We start from the raw sequence: 18,802 nt of genomic DNA, 5'->3' as shown, positions 1-18,802 counted from the left end.
TTTGACCGATCTTCAAAAAATCAGGATTGAAAATCTATTCAAGTTATGCAACTATAAATAAAATAGGATTATACATTAATCTGATTCTTGTTTTATTTATAGTTGCATATTATTGAAATCATTTTACTTATCTTCTTCTTTTTTCTTTTCTTCTTTTAATTCTTCATAAACTGCGTCTTCAACGGTACCTATTTCATCAGATGCCGGTATTTGATTTTTATCAAAAACTTTATCAAGCGAAGATGTATTTTCAACTATAAATTGAGATGATTCGACTCCGTGTAATTTAATAGTATTTTTATATTCTTGCTTTAATAACTCTAAAGATTCCGTATCGTTGTTTAGCCTTGCATATTCCATTTCTTCTTTTAAGAAATTTAATCGATGTTGCGTTTTTGCTGTCAATCTTTCTAATCTTTGAAAGCTTTTACCACGCCATAATATAACTGCAATAATTCCACCTATTAGTGCTCCAGCGCCACCCGTTGCGACAATAGTAACACCCCCAATGATCCCAAGAGTTGTTCCCAAGGTTGCACCAGTTGTAATACCCAATGCGCCATACAATACGCTTGATGGCTCTTTATTTATCCGGTCAGAAAGGTCAAGTGCATTCTTGGGGTCGCTATAATCTATCTGTTTTTTTGCGTCATCAACTTGATTGATAGCGCTTTTAATTTCATTTTTTTTTAGAGCGCTCATATCAATAATTTAATGCAGTGTCAGATTTAATAATTTTATGCCCCCTTTTCAAAGCTTGTTCTGCTTTAAATACGGCGATACTTATATTTAACAATTGCTTTTTATATGACAGAAACTTATTATAAGTAACATAGATAAAAAATATCATTATTAACATCACAACTATTATTAACACTTGTGCATAAGCTGAAATATTTATTGAAGATATAAATGACAGTATAAGCGCGTAAGAAAGTAGCAAAAAAAGTGCTATAGATATTATTAATGACAAAAGTGGAGCTAGAGAGTAAGTTTGTTCCTTTTTGAATTTTAACAATTCTAAATTATCTTCTAAATCTTTAAGTTTAAAGCTGAGTTCTGAAATCAACAATTCTGTAGACTTATCATCACTTAAATTATTATCATTAGGAAAGTCATCAGCCGTCGTCATAGCCAAATTAGTATTTAGTACTTGTTTAATATTATCAATAAGCTAACAATGTAACATGTATCTTACATTTTATTTTGAGCGGTATATTAGTTAGATCATTTATAGTTGAAGCCCTTAACTCTCAAGTGCTTTACACTTTGCAAGAACTGTAATCGACCACGTTTTTCCTACGGGAAAAACACCCTTTTTAAATGTAAAATCTCAAGAATCAACATTTCTAATAACCTCTTATGGGCCAATTGACTAAACAGTTGCTTTTGCAGGACATACCGCTTGCTCAATCACGAAGTGACCTGTGCAATATCGTCAGGTCTACAATATTGAATAATATTGTATATTTATACCAACACAGCTAAATGGTAATGGCAGACATTAAACAGCAGATAGGTCAACAGATACGGGAGGCTAGGAAGGCAAAGGGACTAACACAGAAGGAGTTAGCAGTGAAGTTAGGCGTTGGAGAAACGACAGTCAGTCATTATGAAGCTGGAAAGCAAAATCTTACTATCGAAACCCTAGCCAAAATAGCCACCGTTTTAGAAGTAAAGTTTGATCCTACATTTAAATAAATATTTTTTTACCACATAGGTTGGTATATATATGCAGTTTGCTTAATATTGTTCTATAATGCAAGTGAAAATCACTTGTTTAAACATGGATAACCCCAACGCTACAAACTTGGCGGAATGAACGTTGGGGCCATGTGTCAAATCTAATCTTTCAATTAAAATGAACACGAACCAAAACTACGTGGGTGGGGGAAATTATGCAAGCTCTATTGAGCAAACGGCGCAAAACGCAGCCTCAACAGGTTCTATTGAAGTAAACACGCCAGGAAACATCTTGCACAGACATTGGCAAAGTCCAACTGTAGAAGGAGTTGTATCAACGTACTTTGAAGCCAATAGCGCAGCAGATACCATTGATGCTATTACAAAAATGCTTGGTGCTTGGTTAACTGAGACAAACAAAGTAACTGGGGAGCTTCGAAACGACTTGCGGACTATTGACGGAGCGAACACGCTATCTACTGCTTTTCGGCTGATAAACTTGATTAGTGAAGTTGAAGAAAGAAATATATTCTCAGTTTTAAGGGATATTAATAATTAAATAAAAAGTATTTCTCTAGAAATTTATTTATTCTAATACGCCTGGTTTTATATACTAAAAACAGGCGTATTTTTATGACCAAAAGTAAAATATGTTCAAAAGAATGAAATATATGAAAAGTATAAGTAGTAAGGAAAATCTAATGCAACTAAGCTTAATAAAATATGGAATATTCCATATTTTATTAACTGACATTATGGAATATTCCATAATGATATAATATAGCCAGTAGCGAAATAAAAAGATTTTATTATAATGGTTAAAGTAAGCATATACTAAAATATACTTTAATAAAACTAAATTAAGTCAAATACTAAAAGTCTTTCTAATCTCTCCAGTTGCATTGAAAGTTTACAGGTACTCTTTTTTATGACACTACATACATTTAATATAGAACTTTCTAATAAACCGGACAGAACGGGAAGGTCGTCTGTAATGATTCGCATTCATCTAAGAGGGCATAAACCAGCCAGGGTTTTAACGTCCGTCAAAATTGACAAGGCAGTTAAATATTGGAACCCAAAAAAAACTTGGGGAAAATGGGTTTTTAAGCATCCTAATAAAGAAAGCCTAAATATTGAAATCGAACATGAATACCTACGAATAAAGGAACAGGTTCAAACTTGGCAGCGGGACCAGCCCAACACCTTGCAAATTCCTTTGCTACTAGCCGAACGTTTCCGAATTGGTATTTCAGATTTGTATTTCGATTGGACAGACAAGGTATTAGACGACGCCAAAGAACAAGCTTTTCAGACCTACAAAAACAAGCGGATAGCTTGCACCCTATTTGAAAAATTCGCGGGTTCACAGACGCCCTTAGAATCGGTTTCGTCTACACTGGTCCGACAGTTTCAGGATCATTTACGAAAGGAAACATTACCGCTTACCGGGAAGCGCCGTAAGGGGTCAACCATTAACGGGATATTGACCCGCTTACACAAAGTACACCAAGACGTTTTAATCAAGCGGGGGATTAGTCCGAAGCGGGCTAAAACGCTTTCCCCCTGGCTGGATGCTGAAACGCTGGCCACGCTGAAGCCGAAGAAAGCAAAGCTGAATGAATCGAGCATAGCGAAAGTTTCGACCGTTCGGATAAAAACGCAAAAACGAACCATTACGCCAGAGGGAACACTAGAAGTCTGGATGCTGGCTTATTCGCTTGCTGGTGCCCGCTTTGGCGACGTAATGAAGCTAAGGTATAGGGAGTTTGAAACGGACGAATTTGGAACCCCTGTAAGCTTGCGCTATGAAATGATGAAAACGGGTAATGTAATGAATGTTCCCGTTTTTGCCGACGCTTGGCAGATACTTAAAAAGTACTGGAAATTGGGCGCTAAGCCAACAGACTACGTTTTACCTTATCTGAAGAATACAGCGCCTTACGCTAAACTTGTGACCTATGAGCAGTACCGAACGGCACCCTTCGAGCTAAAGCAAAGGTATTCTGTAAAAATCACTTCACTTAACACAAAAATGAATGTTTGCCTAAAAGAAATCGAACGCGCAGCCGGATTAACCGAACCGTTACGCTTTCACAATTCCCGGCATAGTTTCGCGGACCTGGCACGGCGAACGATGGAAAAAGACGGCAGCATTACAATGTATGACATTCAAAAAATGATGGGACATAGTGACTTTAAGACAACTGAAATATATACAAAAGACTTGCAAGAGCGGGACACAACCCAGGCCATGAATGCAATTTTTAACAGGAAGATAGGCAAGGCTGCTGATTGCGAAATGGCTTCAAAATAGAAGCAGCATGTAACAAGCAAACCAATTGGTGAAGACGAAGCCGCTGCTTACCTAAGTCGCGATCTTGACACGCTGAGGTACTACCGAACGTTAGAGCTGGACTCATTTAAGAAAGGCGGTTCACGCTGGTATACTAAAGGGATAATAGACGACTGGCTTACTACGGGTAGGGTTAATCAGCATCGAAAACGGTAAAAAATGGCTTCGCAGTAGTCAGGATGTTTTGTTTCTTAGCTACTTCAGTATATTGAATGTAACAAAACTATCTACCGTATAGTCAATTCATTATGAATGCCTTTGATGTTTTCAGAATTTACGATTGATCAAAATAGTAGTTGAGAAAAAAAAGCAGTTTTACTACTTTTTTCCAAAACAACGCTTTATTATTCACTAATTGTCACAAAAAAATGACAATATTTCCATATAATATTCTGTAAGTAATCCACCAAAGCCGCATGGGGACATTAAGGCTTTCATATCTGGCTATTGTGTGAAACAGTCCCCCCCTGGTAGGGCAAGTAAAAGAGAATAATATAAAAGGGGGCACGGCTCGACAGGCAGTTTGTGGCTCGTTGGTACGCTCCGGCCGACACGAGAAACGCTTAAAAACCAGCAACAATTATAAGTAACGTTCCCACAACACGGCTACTAATGTATGAAAGTTTTGGATTGTATATATAAAATGGACTCACTGATGAATAAAGATGAAATTCTTACTGGTTTATACAGCTATTTAATCAATAATCTGCCACAAGCTGGTTTAGCCGTCATAATAAAGAATGATATACGTGTTGAGAACTTCTTTACCGTTTACTCAGGTATGTATTTGAATACTCTACTGCAAAATGACCAAATTAAGAGCTTCTCGCTTCAAAACACACTTCTCTTAAAAGGTCGAAAAAGAGTTCATATAGATGTTGTATTTACAGATGCAGAAAACTGTACGACTTATATAGAGTTTAAACATTTCTCTATAGCGCAAACGAGAGGTAACGGGCGGCAATTATCTTTTTATACAAGTAACTCAGCCGAAGGTCGAAAAGTCGGTATAGTTGGAGACTGTATAAAGTTTGACCAACTACGTAGTAAAGCAGAAATAAACGATACAATTAATTTAGTTTGTTGTGCCTTCACTACTCCAAAGCCGACTCAATCAAAAATCGATGATATGATTTCACGTTTTGATGAATATCCCGAATTATCTGGTTGGAAGTTGCAATTTCCAGTTCCTTTTGCTCAACAGACCTCTACATTTGGCTTAATAACTTTACAAAAAGAAGCAAGTTCAATGCGTTAATTTTTCGCTTTATATGGGCAGTTTCTCGGCGACAGGAAGCAGGCCGCAGAGTCAACGCGGTCAGCCCAAACAAACGAGGGTGTAAAGGTTGATGTTGCGTTTGTTGTCTTGAGTGGTTTCTTTATCTATTAACCCCTTTGGGTATTGGGTGATGAGAATAGCAAATGACGTAGTAGTGGGCTCGCATGCGATAAGTAGCACTTGGGGTTTGGCAGCTTTGGGCTTTAAGGCAAGTCACCTGAGAAAAGTCAAACGCCCCGGTTAGGCAGGTTCAAAAGGTCTCCATTTCCAAGTTCCGGCTGACAAGCTAACCGTCCCGGTTGGGCAGAAAAGCGAGTTAGTTGGGTTCCGGGCGCCAATATATGTCTTCTCACGAATCAAGTTTGAATGGATAAGCTTTTAAGCTGTTTTAAGGCAATGGTTCATCTGCTCACGCAGATAAATCTATCAATTCATGCGGCAGAAAAAATTAAAGAAGAATCAGAAGTATTCCGTTTTCTGATTCAATTTGATGGGTACTATTCCAGATTTCCGGCAGACTTAGCCGTCGGAGCAGTTCTTTATAATCAAGCCTTATTGCTTTCTTGTTCTATGCTGGATGAGTTCCACCGAGAATTTACAATCCATGCCTGTCCCGAATGGAAAAACAGAATTATAAAATTCAAGCGTCAAATTAGACCTGTTACAAAGAGGATAGCCAAATGGACTGATTTGAAAACGTACCGAAATGAGATTTTGGCTCATCCTTTGCGAATCGAAGGGCAGTCCATTTTTGAAAAAGCAGACAAGAGCCTGAAGTATAATATTCCTTTCACAAACCGGGAAATTAAACTCCTTTGTGAATTACTAGGTCTTATTACCAAAAACATTGGTGTTGAGTTTCCAGAGTTAAGAGATAGATTAGTATTCACAGAAATCATTAACGACAAGATAGTACTTGACTTCACAGAAATTGACTTTGACGCTGAATTTCAAGCAGTATGCGAAGAAATAAAAATGCTAGGCTTGGCAATGACCTAGCAATCGCATCTTTCCTAATAGGTACATCGTCGCCGAAGCAATGTAGCTGTTTTCACAGCCCCTATAGCAATTCTCGATAAGCGAGCAGAATCGAACTGCACTTTCAATTTCCGAGTCTTGGTTGACAAGCCGCCCCCCCGTAGGCATACTTTGAAAAAATAAGGTGGTTGCCGTGTGATAACCCGAACGCCCCCGTTGACAGATTAGACAAACAAATAAATTTAGTCAGTAACTTGCTATGGAAAATACATCAGTAAACATGAAAGAAATTATTCAAAGCCTTAATCTCCCAAAGCAAATACTTGATAAAACAGAGGAGTTGATGAAAACTCTTTTCGGTCCTGCTACGAAAGAACTTGGTGAACTATTTGCTGACAAGATGCGGTATCGCAGACTTAAAAACCAAATAAGTATTTTCAACAAAACTGTTTACTTATTAGAACAAAATAATCTAAAGCCTAAAGAACTTAAACTTAAAACTCTTGTCCCCTTACTTGAGCAATGCTCTTTAGAGGAAAACGAAGAGTTACAAGAAAAATGGGCAAATCTACTTACTAATATCGCAACCTCACCTGAAAATGGACTAGAACCGAGGTTAGTAAAGACTTTATCTAATTTAACTCCATTAGAAGCTCAAATATTAGATTTTTCGTTTGATGAGATGCATAAAAATAGAGCGGAGGCACTTGAACAACGTAAAAAATGGGGTAAGCCATTTATAAATGATACGCTCGAAAGTATCAAACTGAACAGTATTATAATTAGAGCGGATAATATTAAGAAACGATTCAAAATAGACGATCAATTTATATCTATTTGTATAGATAATATGATATTACTAGGATTACTCAAATATGAAGACCCTGAAGTAGAAATAGACAATGGCTCTTCAAATGGAGAATTAGTCGAAAATGAAGATAAGAAACAAAAAGTTGAATTAGATTTAAATGTATCTGCCAGTTTTAATCAATCAAATGACTTTAAAATCACACCTTTTGGTAGATACTTTGTAGAAAGTTGTAAAACTCCGAAAATTCCTAAATAGTAGTTATACATATTAAATCTGATTTAAGCTGCTGTGTAGTCGTATTTCGCCTCTACCATTGACTAGTATCTTTTCATACTTAATCAGAATCTCTTTAGTAAAATATTTGATACTAATATTATTCTAGCATAGCTATCGCTTTTTACTCACTAAAAAATGCCTAAACTTCTTATGAAGCAATCCAGGAAATCATACTATAATCCTAAATGGCATGAATTTTCTAAACAAGTAAAGTATAGAGACGATTTCAAATGTTTAAAATGTCATAGAAATGAATTAGAAACCACTCTCCAAGTACACCATAAACACTATATTCCCAAACGTCTACCTTGGGAATATGCTTTAAGCGATTGTATTACATTATGTAAAGGTTGTCATGCAAGAGAACATAAAAAAATTGAGCCCGCTACAGGATGGGTATTAATTTCAGTTGATGACTTAGGGGGTCTCAACGGTACTTGCGAGCGTAGTGGATGTGGTAATGAATTGAGATTTGAGCATCTAATTTACCATCCAAATTGGGGCTATATGAGTGTAGGAAGTTCTTGTGTAGAGAATTTAACTCAGGAAGATAGGAATTTGAGTGTTGAAATTTTAAAAATTTACAAGCGTATCAGTGACTTTATTAATAAAATGATCTGGGAGGGTGGAATTACTCGAAATGGTAAAGATTACATTTTTACTCATTATAAACAACACACGTTGAGGATTTACGGAAAAGAAAACGATTTTGCTTTTCAAATAGGTTTAAAACTAAAAGAAAAAAAGAAATACGAGTATGGAAAAATAATTAGGGCAGTGAACAAAAATTTAATGCAAACCAAAGAGTTAGCTTATATTGTTCTAATAGGTACAATTGCGGAATCAGAACAAATGAAAGAAACACTTAGAAACATTTATATAATGACAAGATAAAGTATAAATTTTATTAAAAAATTATTCAATAGAGGTATTTAAAATACTATATCAATTTTATTAAAATTATCTATATTTTATACAACATATCTAGGGCATTGAAAAAGAGCCTATAAAGTATTTCGCCCCACAAGTGATTCAACCACTTTAAAAGTAAATTTATTGATTTTCAAATCTGTTGTGAATTTGTACTAAAAATTACATTTTATGAAATGACATCATTTTAGCAGTTTCAGAAAATAAGTTTATATATTAGCAACTATAACTGCGTTCAAATAGGATAGCTTTATTAATATCTAAAGATTTTTTTCTTCGTTTTCTTGCACTATCAGCCGAATGTAATAGCTTCTCTGTAATCTGTAAATTAAAAGGCTGAATATCAGTTGGATTATAATATATTTTTAATTCTTGATCTACATTAAAAGACCCTAGACCAATATTATATTGTTTGAATACAGCTAAATTATTAATAGCGGGGTTTACATATTTTTCATCTAAAATTACAAATGATTTATTCGAAAAATTTAAATATCTGAAAGCTTGTATTAATGCTCTTCTCCAATTCTTTAGTTTTAACTCAACTGATATAATATAATATTCATTTTTCAAACTTGAATCAAATAGTATGAAATCAGGAATACCAAACAAACCTTGATATTCTTGCAAGACAAGACTTGATCCACCTTTGATATAACTAAAAAAATGCTTTGCCATTTCGGCTTCGCTATTAAATTTATTCATGGCCCGAAGTTAAGAACTTCTCATACATATTCAAAACAGTTGTCCAAATATATAAATGTGATCCGTCGCTATTTGGGTCAAGTAAAACTCCAGAATCCGATATATTTGTGAATAATTTTATAGCTGCTGCGAAAGCGTTTTTCAAGTAATTTATTCTTTCGCTCAAATCTTCAGGCAATGATCGAACTTGATTAAAAAATACATAAAAGTAGTGTAAATATGGTTGAGGCTTTGCAAAATGCCATTTATATTCTGGTACAAACATCAGTGGTTTATACTCACTTTCCTCGAATAATTCTTCATAATTTGGATATAAGGTTTTTAAGCCAGCTAAATATGAATAGTCAATCCATTGGAATAATTTACCACTATAAATTCTAGCGTTTGGGCTTCGTTGAACTGAATTTTCAAGATCAAGGAAACGTTTGTAATTAAAAGATCGTAAGTTTTCGTATGAGCCAATAGATATTGAATCTGGATTAGCTACAGAATAAAGTAAACCTTCAACATTTGAATAACCTATATGCACTTCCAACTGATTTATCTTTAATGCATTAATGAAAATTAAGGCACTGTATAAATAATTAGTATCTTTAATTTGCTTGCTGGTAAAGCTATTCTCGAAAATAACATAAATACCGTCAATATTTTGTATTCCTGTTATCCAATTTAGCAGATCTTCTCGTTTCTGCTTGTCTGTAAGCATAATAGATTTAACTATAACAGTAAGTAAAATTTTCTTATCAATATTATTTAATCTTATATATTCGCAAAACGGATTTATAAAATATTCAAACTGTTGTTCAAAATAACTCGATGGTATTTCTTCATAGTATCTTGCTGGTATAATAATATATTCAAAATTATTTTTCAATTGAAAAGAAACACATTCAGACGCTAATTTGCCGTAATGTTCCGAGAAATCAACCGTATTGAAATTATCAACTATATTTACAGGAAAATAAGAATATGTTTCTAACATGCCCTTGTTTTCACTAGGCAAGTAAATTTGAGGGTCTAAAAAGCTGGTTTCTCTTAAAGACAAATCTAATTTTTCAATATCACTAGATTTAACATTAACTGGTGAATATATTAGGCCGTCACCTACAGAATTTGTTTCAAAGGAAGAAATATTCCACTTATGGCGGAACCCTGTCTGATGAAAAACTTTCATATTAATTTATTTAAGGAATTTTTTAAAATTTCTACAGTTCTAAATCGCCTATAAGGCTGTTGAGCAAGCAAAGTATTTACAAAAATATTGAAGTCTGCCCCACCTTCAGGTTTGACATCAGGCTTAACATAGTGACCATTTAAAATATTTTCGGGTATAGATGATGAATTTCCAATAAAAGTTGGATCAAAAGGATGATAACCCAAGTATATCTGTAAGATTATAATACCTAATGCAAAAAAATCTGTTCTTTTATCAATATTATTTTTCTGGTTTAACAGTTGCTCAGGAGAAGCATATATAGGTGTGCATGGACCCATCGAAAAGAAAGACCTTGTAAGCGAATCTTGGTCCAAGAATCGTGCAATTCCTAAATCCAATATACACGGTGTTAAATCTGGTCTTATTATAATGTTATCAGGCTTAAGATCGCGATGAACAATATTCATTTCCCATATTATTGTAAGTGCATTTATTAATTGACTTAATAGTTTGATTATGCTGTCTATGTCTGTAAACAAAGCAGTCGACTTTGTTAATGTGTTTCCTTCTATATACTCTTCAATAATGTAGAACTTATTATTAATAAGATCAATTTCAAAGAAATAGTGTTTTGGATAATAAATTGAGTTGATAGCTTTAAATGCTTCAATCTCTCGCCTTATCCGCTCTAATGATGAAGCACTACTGAATGATCCCTCTTTTAATACTACTTTACCAAAAGTTGGGTGATTCGCACTGTACACAGACTTTTGCCCACCCACTGCTACTCCCACCTGATTTGTACACTTAGCAAATTCAGCGTTCATCTGTTATATATGATATATACAAAAAGTTTAATTAAAAATAACAAAAATTATATTTTAATTATTCGATTTATGTTTCAAAAGAAATTTTAGTAGTACTGAAAGATTTCATAGGATATGTTTTACTTGTATAATAGCAAAAAAAATGCTAATTTAATATCGATTGAGCACTGAACTTTAACGGCAATGCAAGTACCACATACTAAGTCAATATGTTTTAATGGTATTGGAAAGAGATACAATAACGAAGATGCTTTGTATCCAAAAATCCCAAATTCGTATACTAAAATATTTATTGTCTGTGATGGAGTTGGTGGGAATAAATGTGGGGAGATTGCGTCAAGAATTATGGCAGAATCAATTGCATATCAGGTTAACATATGCAATGAGGGTCTTGACATTGCATATCAGTTGAGTTTGGAAAAACTTAGACATTATGCTTCTGATTTTCCACAAAGTAAGGGAATGTCAACAACTGTAGCTTTAGTCAATTTTAGGAATAATTTTTGTGAAATTGGATGGATTGGCGATAGCCGTGTGTACTTTGTAAGAGATGGTAGAATTCTTTACCAAACTAAAGATCATTCTTTAACCAATAAACTGGTGGAAGAAGGTCGATTGACTTATGAGGAAGCAAATAATTCTCTTTTAAAAAATTATATTCTTCGGTCAGCTAGTAGTGATAGTGCAAATAGCAGCTTTCTGGACAAAATGATAATAAATGACTTAAGGGTAAATGATTACTTTTTATTATGCACAGATGGCTTTACAGAAGCTGTCTCGAATGAGATGATTGAAGATTTATTGAAAAGCTGTAATGATCTAGATTTTATTAGTGATTATTTTTATAATCAATGTACCTATAAGTCTAATGACAATTATACAATGTACTTGATCAAATATATCTGCTAAAAACAACTAGTACGAGCAGATGACTCTTAATTTGTTTCTCAGATTTCTATATGGGTAGTGAGTCATAATTAAATTTACAACGCTTTAGTCAAGACAAAATTAAATTCCGTCCCCCATTCCGTCCCCTACCCACAAAGAAAAAGTCGCAACCAACTGATTTACAATTGATTGCGACTTAATTCTGTGCCGAAGGCGAGACTCGAACTCGCATGTCCGTAAAGACACACGCCCCTGAAACGTGCGTGTCTACCAATTTCACCACTTCGGCAGCTCGTTTCCCCGTGTTGGGATGGCAAAGATAAGGTTCTCACGTCTGATCACGCAAGCCTTTTATTGAAATTTTTTCGACCCTACCGATCAAATAGAAGCCGTTGACCCGGTTTTTCCATCAAAAACTGGCCGTTTTGATAGATTAATTCGCCCGATACAATTGTGTGGGTAATACTCGCGCCGAACGTATGGCCTTCCAACGGCGACCAACCGCACTGATACAGAAGGTTTTGCCTGGAAACGTTGGTCGTATGTCGCGCATCGACCAACACCAGATCGGCCCAATAGCCTTCACGAACATAGCCACGCCGGTCAATCTGAAAACAGTCCGCGGGTGCGTGGCACATTTTCCGGACAACGGTTTCAAGCGAGATTTTACCCTGCTTTACGAAATCGAGCATTAGCAACAGGGGATGCTGTACCAATGGCAAGCCCGATGGCGCCTGCCAGTAGCCTTGCTGCTTTTCAGCCCACGTGTGGGGGGCATGATCGGTAGCAATAATATCCAGTCGGTCATCCAGGAGGGCAGCAAACAAGGCTTCTTTATGATGCGGAGCCTTTATTGCCGGATTGCACTTGATTTGATTTCCCAGCCTTGCGTAATCGCTACTGTCGAACCAGAGGTGATGCACACACACTTCAGCGGTGATCCGTTTCTGAGTAAGCGGCAGGTCATTATCAAAAAGAGCCAGTTCGTCGACCGTCGAGATATGCAGTACGTGCAAACGAGCGTTATGCTGCCGGGCCAGCCCAACAGCCAGTGATGATGAGGTCATACACGCGGCCTCATTCCGTATCAGGGGATGTAATGCCGCTGTGGCTTCGTCGCCGTAGTTCTCCCGATAGTATTCAGTGTTAGCGCGAATGGTAGCTTCATCCTCGCAATGGGTCGCAATAAGCATTGGGCTCTGGCTGAACAAGCTATTCAGCACCTGTTCATTATCGACCAGCATATTGCCTGTCGATGAGCCCATAAATACCTTAATACCACAAACAGTATGCGGATCGGTACGTAGCACCTCGGCAAGGTTATTGTTCGAGGCACCCATGAAAAATGAGTAGTTTGCCAGCGACGTCCGGGAAGCAATCGCGTACTTATCGGCCAGCAACTCCTGCGTCAGCGCATTCGGGACCGTATTGGGCATCTCCATAAAGCTGGTCACTCCGCCAGCCACAGCCGCCCGTGCTTCGGAGTGGATCGTTGCTTTATGCGTTAAACCCGGTTCCCGAAAATGTACCTGGTCATCAATGACGCCTGGCAACAAATACTGACCTCCAGCATCTATGACCTGATAAACGCCGTTGTCAGACAGTCCTGATTTAATCTGAGCAATGAAGCCGTTTTCTATCAGTACGTCGGTCTCAATGGTACGTCCTTCATTAACTAAACGCGCGTTACGAATCAGAAGTTTACTCATAACAAGCGTGCGGCTTCTTTCGCGAAGTAGGTCAAAATCACATTGGCACCGGCCCGTTTAATGGCCATCAGCGATTCCATCATCGCCCGTTCGCCGTCGAGCCAGCCGTTTTGCGCAGCTGCTTTAATCATGGCGTATTCGCCACTTACGTTATAAGCAGCAATAGGCAAATGGAAATTGTCGTTCAACAATTTGATGATGTCCAGATAGGCCAGCGCGGGCTTGACCATCAAGAAATCAGCGCCTTCTTCATAATCAAGCTGGGCTTCGATGAGGGCTTCCCGACTATTGGCAGGGTTCATCTGGTACGTTTTCTTATCGCCAAACTTCGGTGCCGAGTTAAGCGCATCACGGAAGGGACCATAGAAAGCACTCGCGTATTTAGCGGCATAGGACATAATCGCTACGTCGTGAAATCCACCTTCATCCAGTACCTGCCGAATGTAGCCAACGCGACCATCCATCATATCGGACGGACCAACGATAGTAGCGCCAGCCTGTGCCTGTGCAAGAGCCATTTTACCCAAAACCTCCAGCGTAGCGTCGTTCAGAATTTTGCCATCCTCAACAATGCCGTCGTGCCCATCGGAACTGTAGGGGTCCATCGCGACATCGGTCATGATGACAACATCAGGGAAACGATTTTTTATGGTCCTGATGGCTTGCAGATATAGACCGTCGGGATTGTAGCTTTCGGTAGCGTATTTATCTTTTTTCCCATCAGAAAGGTTGGGAAATAAATCAAATGATTTGACGCCCAGATCAACACATTCCTGAATTTCTTCCAGCAATAAATCGAGCGAGTACCGATGAATGCCCGGCATCGACACCACTTCCGAACGAACGTTCTGCCCTTCGGTAATGAAAATTGGCAGGATAAAATCAGTAACCGACAGGCGGGTTTCCTGCACCATATCGCGGATAACAGCCGACTGGCGATTCCGACGAGGACGACGTATTAAGTTCATAGTTTTCGGTATTCGGTATTCGGTTTACAGTTTATTCATCAGCCAGCTAACCGAAAACTGTAAACTGAATACCGTCAAACAATCAATTTAAATCCTTCGCCGTGTACGTTGACAAGCTGAACTGCGGGGTCTTCTTTGAGGTATTTACGCAGTTTCGTTACGTACACGTCCATGCTTCGGGCGTTGAAATAGGAATCGTCGCCCCAAACCATTTTCAATGCAAAACTACGACTGACGGGCTGATTCAGGTTCTGTGCCAGCAACTTTAATAATTCTGATTCCTTGCTGGTTAGTTTCTGAGGCACTCCGTCGGCGGCATCTGCCAATTGATTTTCGGTCGCCCGAGATAGCAGTTGATGCGGGTAATCAAATGAAAATGAGCCAATCTGATAAACACTCGGTTCGACGGAATCCGTTGACCGCTGATACCGGCGGAGGATCGCCTGGATACGTAGCAACAGTTCCTCCATGCTGAAGGGTTTGGTCATGTAATCATCCCCGCCCACCTTAAATCCCTGAATCGTATCTTCCTGCATGGATTTAGCCGTCAGGAAGATAATAGGAACGTCGCGGTGATCCATCCGTACTTCCTTCGCCAATGTGAAGCCGTCTTTTTTGGGCATCATTACGTCGAAAATGCAGAGGTCGTACTTACCTGCCATGAATAACTGTAACCCCTGATTCCCATCAGTGGCGCGGTCGGTTTTATAGCCTTTCATGGTCAGGTATTCCTGCACCAGTGCACCCAGATTGGGATCGTCTTCTACGAGGAGAATGGTTGGCATAAAATAAGTAGTCAGTCAATAGTTATTAGTCGATAGTACGTTTCAGGGATGACCACTATCGACTAATGACTATTGACTTTCTTGTTTATAAGGTAAAATCACTTCAAACGAACTTCCCTTGCCGGGATGGCTTTCGACATGAATATGGCCGTGGTGCTCGTCAATCATTTTTTTGACGTAGCTCAGACCAAGGCCAAACCCTTTCACATCATGCCGATTTCCGGTGGGTACCCGATAAAACTTTTCAAAAATCCGACTCAGCTGATCCTTGGTCATCCCAATGCCCTGATCGGCAACCGTAATGCTGACGCCTTCAGGTAGACTACGTGTACTGAGCGTAATATGCGGACTTTCGGGCGAGTATTTCAGGGCATTATCCAGAAGATTATAAACAATGTTCGTCAAGTGTAGTTCGTCGGCTTCAACGACCTCCTGATCGGCATCGAAGTGTAAATCAAGCTCACCACCGCGCTGCTCAATCTGCAAACCCAGGTTGTTCAGAACTTTTTCAACTACGTCGTGCACATTAACTGACGAAAAATTGAGCTTGATCTCACCCCGGTCCAGTAGCGCCATTTGCAACACCTTCTCTACGTGCGAACCAAGCCGTCGGGTTTCATCCCGGATAATACCCATGTAGCGGATCAGCCGCTGGTCGGGTTTTGTAGCAAGTTCGGGTGAAGTACCGTACTCATTTTCTGCTACGTATGCTGGCCGCAATTGTTCCTGCGCCATTTCGACGGCCAGTGAGATCGTCGAAATGGGCGTTTTGAACTCGTGGGTCATATTATTGATGAAGTCATTCTTGATGTCAGCCAGTTTCTTCTGCCTGACAATCGTACTAATGGCAATGTAGAAACACGCCAGAATGACCAGAATCAACACCACTGACGCGCCAAACGTAAAGCCTAGTCTCCCCAGAATAAACTGCTGCTGGGTGGGGAAATAGACATAGACGTAGTTGCCTGTTTCGATAAAATTATTGGGGAAAAGAGCCGCTTTATAGCCGTCAACATCAAATTGTTGAGCGCCCATACCCAGGGATGTAAACAGGAACTGTGGTTGTTTACGCGTTCGAACCGCATACGCAAATGGAATATTGATCCCTCGCTCAACTAAGGCCTGCCGAAGCAACGTATCGATCGCCATTCGATTAACGCGATCTTCAACTGGGCGATCAGATAATAGCAAGCCTTTTAATATATCCTTGATTCTATGCGCCTGTTCTTCGGCCCGATGCTGGCTCATACTCGCCGGGCGCGTAACCAAGCCTGAAGTGGCAGAGGCAACAGCATTTTCCTGCTGGGCTTTCCGCAGTTGCGTAGCCTTGGCACGTTTTCTATGGGCGCGTGCTATTGAATCATTCTGACGTGCCAACTGATCTACCTGGGTATTGATTCGATTCAGTTCGTTTATATATATTTTTTCAGCCCAGGCATTAAATTGTTCCTGCTGAGCCAATTGCGCTTGCCAGTCACCAACAGCCATCAATTCCTCCTGCTTACGAAAAAACTCTTCCACAATGGCCGTTTGTTCAGGAGATAGCGGCTGTACAATTGGATGTAATACATCTGATTGGACAACCATCGTGCCCGCCGGAGACAGTTGTCGGGTGCCTGCCTGTCTGCCCGACGTAGCATAATCACCCTGCTTTGAGTGCGCCAAGTAATCGGATTGAGTAGGCGTATTATGTTGAATAGTCGGTTTCTTTTTTATTGCCCTGTCTTCTTTTTTAGCGATGGCCATGAGTCTGCTCTGTTGCTCACGAGCTTGGTATCGCCGTTTTGTTAAGTAAAGTATCTCCTGGCGTTCCAGCGTCCGGACAACTTCCTGGAGGGCGTCGGTCACTTTATAGGCAAACTGTTCTTTCTGCAATTGCAGCGCACTGCTAATCCAGTATAGCTGCAAGCCAACCAGACCCAACAGCCCTATGGTCATCAGGGCTACAATCCAGCGTATGCGTTGTTTAGACATTTTTTTTACTCCTCATGCAACCTTACCCCAACTTTTACATCTATAAGAAAGCCATCGTGGTGGTCAGTAAAAGTACGAACCACGAAGGCTACAGATTGGCTTGTTAACAAACTTTAACAACCCCAGTATCAATCGGTTTCGCAACGTATCGTTCTTTGTTCCCAATTATTTACTGCTATGAAAAAAACAGTTTTTGTAGGTTCCCGGTTCGTTCCGGCTCTATTGTTGGTAGCCACACTAAGTGGAGTTGCTACCGCTCAGAAGACAGTATCTCCATCGCCTAAGTCGGAGAAAAATGACCTGAATGTCAGAATCATCGAACGGAATGGCAGCGAGGTTCGGGAAATTGAACGCACGTATCATATTGACGGCATGAGTGACCCTGAACGCGATAAATTGGTGACGAAACTAGTCGATTCGCTTAAAGCAACCCGGAAAGGGGGTGCCCAACGCCAGATGACAATCATTGTTGAGGATACTAATGGCGATCAGCGCGTCACCCGTGAGCGGCTTAAAATGAATAAGCGCTCCGTTCCCGCCGATGCTTACGTACTACGTGGCCGGATTCCTAAATCCAATCAAGACTTTTGGAATAATCGGAACTGGCGCTACGAGTTTCGTAAAGGGACAGATTCACTCGCAGATCAATTCAATCGGTTCAAATTTCAAATCCCCCGAGATTTTGACCGGCAGATTGCCCGGCCTTTTGAAGATTGGGCTCGCAATCTCAACGGAAAACCGTCGACCATTCGTGGCCTGGATGCCTACCCTAACAATCCAGACCACAATCAACTGAATGTTCGCTTCACCGCACCGGCAAAGGGCGACGTCAGCATTATTGTCACGAATCCTAAAGGAAAAGAGGTAGCTAAACGCGAAATCAAGGACTTCTCAGGCGAGTTTGTCGGCCAGATTGACTTAGGCAAGAACACGCAGGGAGCCTTTTTCATAACCGTCACTCAAAATGAGGATGGGGCAGTTAAACGAATTGTCGTAGAATAATATACGTGGTGGCGATTGGTCGCTGATTGAAATGAGTCACCAATCGCCATTCACCTCATTTTCAAAATAATTTAAAAAATTTAGTACTATGTATTGCAAGATACCAATCTAAACCTATATCTTTGCATAGTAAATAAATCTAAAGGCTATGAAAACCCTCCTAATTGTCGGAATCTTACTGGTAGGCATAAGCGGACAGGCGTTCAGTATGGGGCATCCGCACAATATGTTTGCGGCCCGGAAGCAACTACGTGCTAAAACATCGGCATCGGTAGCCAAAACCAAAACCTCCACATCGCTATCCTTACAGCAGACTGTTCAGGTAGCCAAAACTACACTGGGAGATCGCTTGATTGCCGTGCTTTCTCATGTGCGCCCAGCGCAAGCCTATTAATTTAGCTGTTTTCTAAAGTGCCATCAGACGTTTCATTGTTGCGACATACGGGCGCACCACGTCTATCTTCTCTCCTTGTCC

General features: G+C 39.3%; 19 protein-coding genes and 1 tRNA gene. 10 read left to right on the top strand and 10 right to left on the bottom strand.

Going from position 1 to position 18,802, the window contains the following annotated elements; translation table 11 throughout:
- Positions 1–123: 123 nt before the first annotated feature.
- Together ACYVEA_RS15185 and ACYVEA_RS15180 are read right to left on the bottom strand one after the other, a co-directional pair.
- Positions 124–702 carry a hypothetical protein gene (locus ACYVEA_RS15185; RefSeq protein WP_461114292.1) on the bottom strand — a complete coding sequence of 193 codons (579 nt, stop codon included), beginning with the start codon at positions 700–702 and terminating at the stop codon, positions 124–126.
- Between the two features lies 1 nt (position 703).
- Positions 704–1,132, bottom strand: coding sequence for a hypothetical protein (locus ACYVEA_RS15180; protein ID WP_461114291.1), 429 nt, complete (start codon positions 1,130–1,132; stop codon positions 704–706).
- Between the two features lie 362 nt (positions 1,133–1,494).
- Between ACYVEA_RS15180 and ACYVEA_RS15175 the strand changes: the two genes are divergently transcribed.
- The 7 genes from ACYVEA_RS15175 to ACYVEA_RS15145 all read left to right on the top strand — a co-directional run bounded on the left by ACYVEA_RS15175 (position 1,495) and on the right by ACYVEA_RS15145 (position 8,277).
- On the top strand, positions 1,495–1,701 hold the full coding sequence (locus ACYVEA_RS15175; RefSeq protein ID WP_461114290.1) for a helix-turn-helix domain-containing protein: 207 nt from the start codon (positions 1,495–1,497) through the stop codon (positions 1,699–1,701).
- 160 nt (positions 1,702–1,861) lie between these two features.
- On the top strand, positions 1,862–2,242 hold the full coding sequence (locus ACYVEA_RS15170; RefSeq protein ID WP_461114289.1) for a hypothetical protein: 381 nt from the start codon (positions 1,862–1,864) through the stop codon (positions 2,240–2,242).
- A gap of 435 nt (positions 2,243–2,677) precedes the next feature.
- Entirely contained in the window at positions 2,678–4,000 is a 1,323-nt protein-coding gene (locus ACYVEA_RS15165; protein WP_461114288.1) for a tyrosine-type recombinase/integrase, read from the top strand.
- Between the two features lie 694 nt (positions 4,001–4,694).
- On the top strand, positions 4,695–5,297 hold the full coding sequence (locus ACYVEA_RS15160; RefSeq protein WP_461114287.1) for a hypothetical protein: 603 nt from the start codon (positions 4,695–4,697) through the stop codon (positions 5,295–5,297).
- 387 nt (positions 5,298–5,684) lie between these two features.
- Positions 5,685–6,317: a hypothetical protein gene (locus ACYVEA_RS15155; RefSeq protein ID WP_461114286.1), complete on the top strand. Its 633-nt coding sequence runs from the start codon at positions 5,685–5,687 to the stop codon at positions 6,315–6,317.
- Between the two features lie 238 nt (positions 6,318–6,555).
- Entirely contained in the window at positions 6,556–7,362 is an 807-nt protein-coding gene (locus tag ACYVEA_RS15150; protein ID WP_461114285.1) for an Abi-alpha family protein, read from the top strand.
- Positions 7,363–7,518: 156 nt separating this feature from the next.
- On the top strand, positions 7,519–8,277 hold the full coding sequence (locus ACYVEA_RS15145; RefSeq protein WP_461114284.1) for an HNH endonuclease: 759 nt from the start codon (positions 7,519–7,521) through the stop codon (positions 8,275–8,277).
- A 252-nt stretch (positions 8,278–8,529) separates the two neighbouring features.
- Here ACYVEA_RS15145 and ACYVEA_RS15140 read toward each other — a convergent pair whose 3' ends face one another.
- Genes ACYVEA_RS15140 through ACYVEA_RS15130 form a run of 3 tightly spaced genes read right to left on the bottom strand, consistent with a single transcriptional unit; the run spans position 8,530 to position 11,001 of the window.
- Positions 8,530–9,018 (bottom strand): hypothetical protein, encoded by a 489-nt coding sequence (locus ACYVEA_RS15140; protein WP_461114283.1) that lies wholly within the window; start codon positions 9,016–9,018, stop codon positions 8,530–8,532.
- Positions 9,011–10,192, bottom strand: a complete 1,182-nt coding sequence (locus tag ACYVEA_RS15135) for a hypothetical protein (RefSeq protein WP_461114282.1) — start codon at positions 10,190–10,192, stop codon at positions 9,011–9,013. The genes ACYVEA_RS15140 and ACYVEA_RS15135 overlap by 8 nt, the downstream gene beginning before the upstream one ends.
- A complete protein-coding gene (locus ACYVEA_RS15130) occupies positions 10,189–11,001 on the bottom strand; it encodes a serine/threonine-protein kinase (protein ID WP_461114281.1) in 813 nt (270 codons plus the stop codon). The genes ACYVEA_RS15135 and ACYVEA_RS15130 overlap by 4 nt, the downstream gene beginning before the upstream one ends.
- Before the next feature lie 183 nt (positions 11,002–11,184).
- On the opposite strand from ACYVEA_RS15130, the gene ACYVEA_RS15125 reads away from it, so the two are divergent.
- Positions 11,185–11,910 (top strand): PP2C family protein-serine/threonine phosphatase, encoded by a 726-nt coding sequence (locus tag ACYVEA_RS15125; protein WP_461114280.1) that lies wholly within the window; start codon positions 11,185–11,187, stop codon positions 11,908–11,910.
- A 184-nt stretch (positions 11,911–12,094) separates the two neighbouring features.
- Here ACYVEA_RS15125 and ACYVEA_RS15120 read toward each other — a convergent pair.
- From ACYVEA_RS15120 to ACYVEA_RS15100, 5 genes are all read right to left on the bottom strand, one after another.
- Positions 12,095–12,178, bottom strand: a tRNA-Leu gene (locus ACYVEA_RS15120).
- An 82-nt stretch (positions 12,179–12,260) separates the two neighbouring features.
- Positions 12,261–13,598 carry a dihydroorotase gene (locus ACYVEA_RS15115; protein WP_461114279.1) on the bottom strand — a complete coding sequence of 446 codons (1,338 nt, stop codon included), beginning with the start codon at positions 13,596–13,598 and terminating at the stop codon, positions 12,261–12,263.
- Positions 13,595–14,566 carry a porphobilinogen synthase gene (hemB, locus tag ACYVEA_RS15110; RefSeq protein ID WP_461114278.1) on the bottom strand — a complete coding sequence of 324 codons (972 nt, stop codon included), beginning with the start codon at positions 14,564–14,566 and terminating at the stop codon, positions 13,595–13,597. The genes ACYVEA_RS15115 and hemB overlap by 4 nt, the downstream gene beginning before the upstream one ends.
- Positions 14,567–14,640: 74 nt before the next feature.
- On the bottom strand, positions 14,641–15,351 hold the full coding sequence (locus ACYVEA_RS15105) for a response regulator transcription factor (RefSeq protein WP_461114277.1): 711 nt from the start codon (positions 15,349–15,351) through the stop codon (positions 14,641–14,643).
- Between the two features lie 69 nt (positions 15,352–15,420).
- Positions 15,421–17,325, bottom strand: a complete 1,905-nt coding sequence (locus tag ACYVEA_RS15100) for a sensor histidine kinase (RefSeq protein ID WP_461114276.1) — start codon at positions 17,323–17,325, stop codon at positions 15,421–15,423.
- A 177-nt stretch (positions 17,326–17,502) separates the two neighbouring features.
- Between ACYVEA_RS15100 and ACYVEA_RS15095 the strand changes: the two genes are divergently transcribed.
- Together ACYVEA_RS15095 and ACYVEA_RS15090 are read left to right on the top strand one after the other, a co-directional pair.
- Entirely contained in the window at positions 17,503–18,327 is an 825-nt protein-coding gene (locus ACYVEA_RS15095; RefSeq protein WP_461114275.1) for a T9SS type A sorting domain-containing protein, read from the top strand.
- 148 nt (positions 18,328–18,475) lie between these two features.
- On the top strand, positions 18,476–18,721 hold the full coding sequence (locus ACYVEA_RS15090) for a hypothetical protein (protein ID WP_461114274.1): 246 nt from the start codon (positions 18,476–18,478) through the stop codon (positions 18,719–18,721).
- The last annotated feature ends 81 nt before the right edge of the window (positions 18,722–18,802 follow it).

Source organism: Spirosoma jeollabukense (assembly GCF_054777855.1).
Note: the sequence above shows the minus strand (reverse complement) of the source record. Positions and strands in the feature narration are given on the sequence as shown.

Coding starts and splice junctions, on each gene's coding strand:
- ACYVEA_RS15185 (WP_461114292.1), bottom strand. CDS start 702: ATGAGCGCTCTAAAAAAAAATGAAATTAAAAGCGCTATCAATCAAGTT.
- ACYVEA_RS15180 (WP_461114291.1), bottom strand. CDS start 1,132: ATGACGACGGCTGATGACTTTCCTAATGATAATAATTTAAGTGATGAT.
- ACYVEA_RS15175 (WP_461114290.1), top strand. CDS start 1,495: ATGGCAGACATTAAACAGCAGATAGGTCAACAGATACGGGAGGCTAGG.
- ACYVEA_RS15170 (WP_461114289.1), top strand. CDS start 1,862: ATGAACACGAACCAAAACTACGTGGGTGGGGGAAATTATGCAAGCTCT.
- ACYVEA_RS15165 (WP_461114288.1), top strand. CDS start 2,678: ATGATTCGCATTCATCTAAGAGGGCATAAACCAGCCAGGGTTTTAACG.
- ACYVEA_RS15160 (WP_461114287.1), top strand. CDS start 4,695: ATGAATAAAGATGAAATTCTTACTGGTTTATACAGCTATTTAATCAAT.
- ACYVEA_RS15155 (WP_461114286.1), top strand. CDS start 5,685: ATGGATAAGCTTTTAAGCTGTTTTAAGGCAATGGTTCATCTGCTCACG.
- ACYVEA_RS15150 (WP_461114285.1), top strand. CDS start 6,556: ATGGAAAATACATCAGTAAACATGAAAGAAATTATTCAAAGCCTTAAT.
- ACYVEA_RS15145 (WP_461114284.1), top strand. CDS start 7,519: ATGCCTAAACTTCTTATGAAGCAATCCAGGAAATCATACTATAATCCT.
- ACYVEA_RS15140 (WP_461114283.1), bottom strand. CDS start 9,018: ATGAATAAATTTAATAGCGAAGCCGAAATGGCAAAGCATTTTTTTAGT.
- ACYVEA_RS15135 (WP_461114282.1), bottom strand. CDS start 10,192: ATGAAAGTTTTTCATCAGACAGGGTTCCGCCATAAGTGGAATATTTCT.
- ACYVEA_RS15130 (WP_461114281.1), bottom strand. CDS start 11,001: ATGAACGCTGAATTTGCTAAGTGTACAAATCAGGTGGGAGTAGCAGTG.
- ACYVEA_RS15125 (WP_461114280.1), top strand. CDS start 11,185: ATGCAAGTACCACATACTAAGTCAATATGTTTTAATGGTATTGGAAAG.
- ACYVEA_RS15115 (WP_461114279.1), bottom strand. CDS start 13,598: ATGAGTAAACTTCTGATTCGTAACGCGCGTTTAGTTAATGAAGGACGT.
- hemB (WP_461114278.1), bottom strand. CDS start 14,566: ATGAACTTAATACGTCGTCCTCGTCGGAATCGCCAGTCGGCTGTTATC.
- ACYVEA_RS15105 (WP_461114277.1), bottom strand. CDS start 15,351: ATGCCAACCATTCTCCTCGTAGAAGACGATCCCAATCTGGGTGCACTG.
- ACYVEA_RS15100 (WP_461114276.1), bottom strand. CDS start 17,325: ATGTCTAAACAACGCATACGCTGGATTGTAGCCCTGATGACCATAGGG.
- ACYVEA_RS15095 (WP_461114275.1), top strand. CDS start 17,503: ATGAAAAAAACAGTTTTTGTAGGTTCCCGGTTCGTTCCGGCTCTATTG.
- ACYVEA_RS15090 (WP_461114274.1), top strand. CDS start 18,476: ATGAAAACCCTCCTAATTGTCGGAATCTTACTGGTAGGCATAAGCGGA.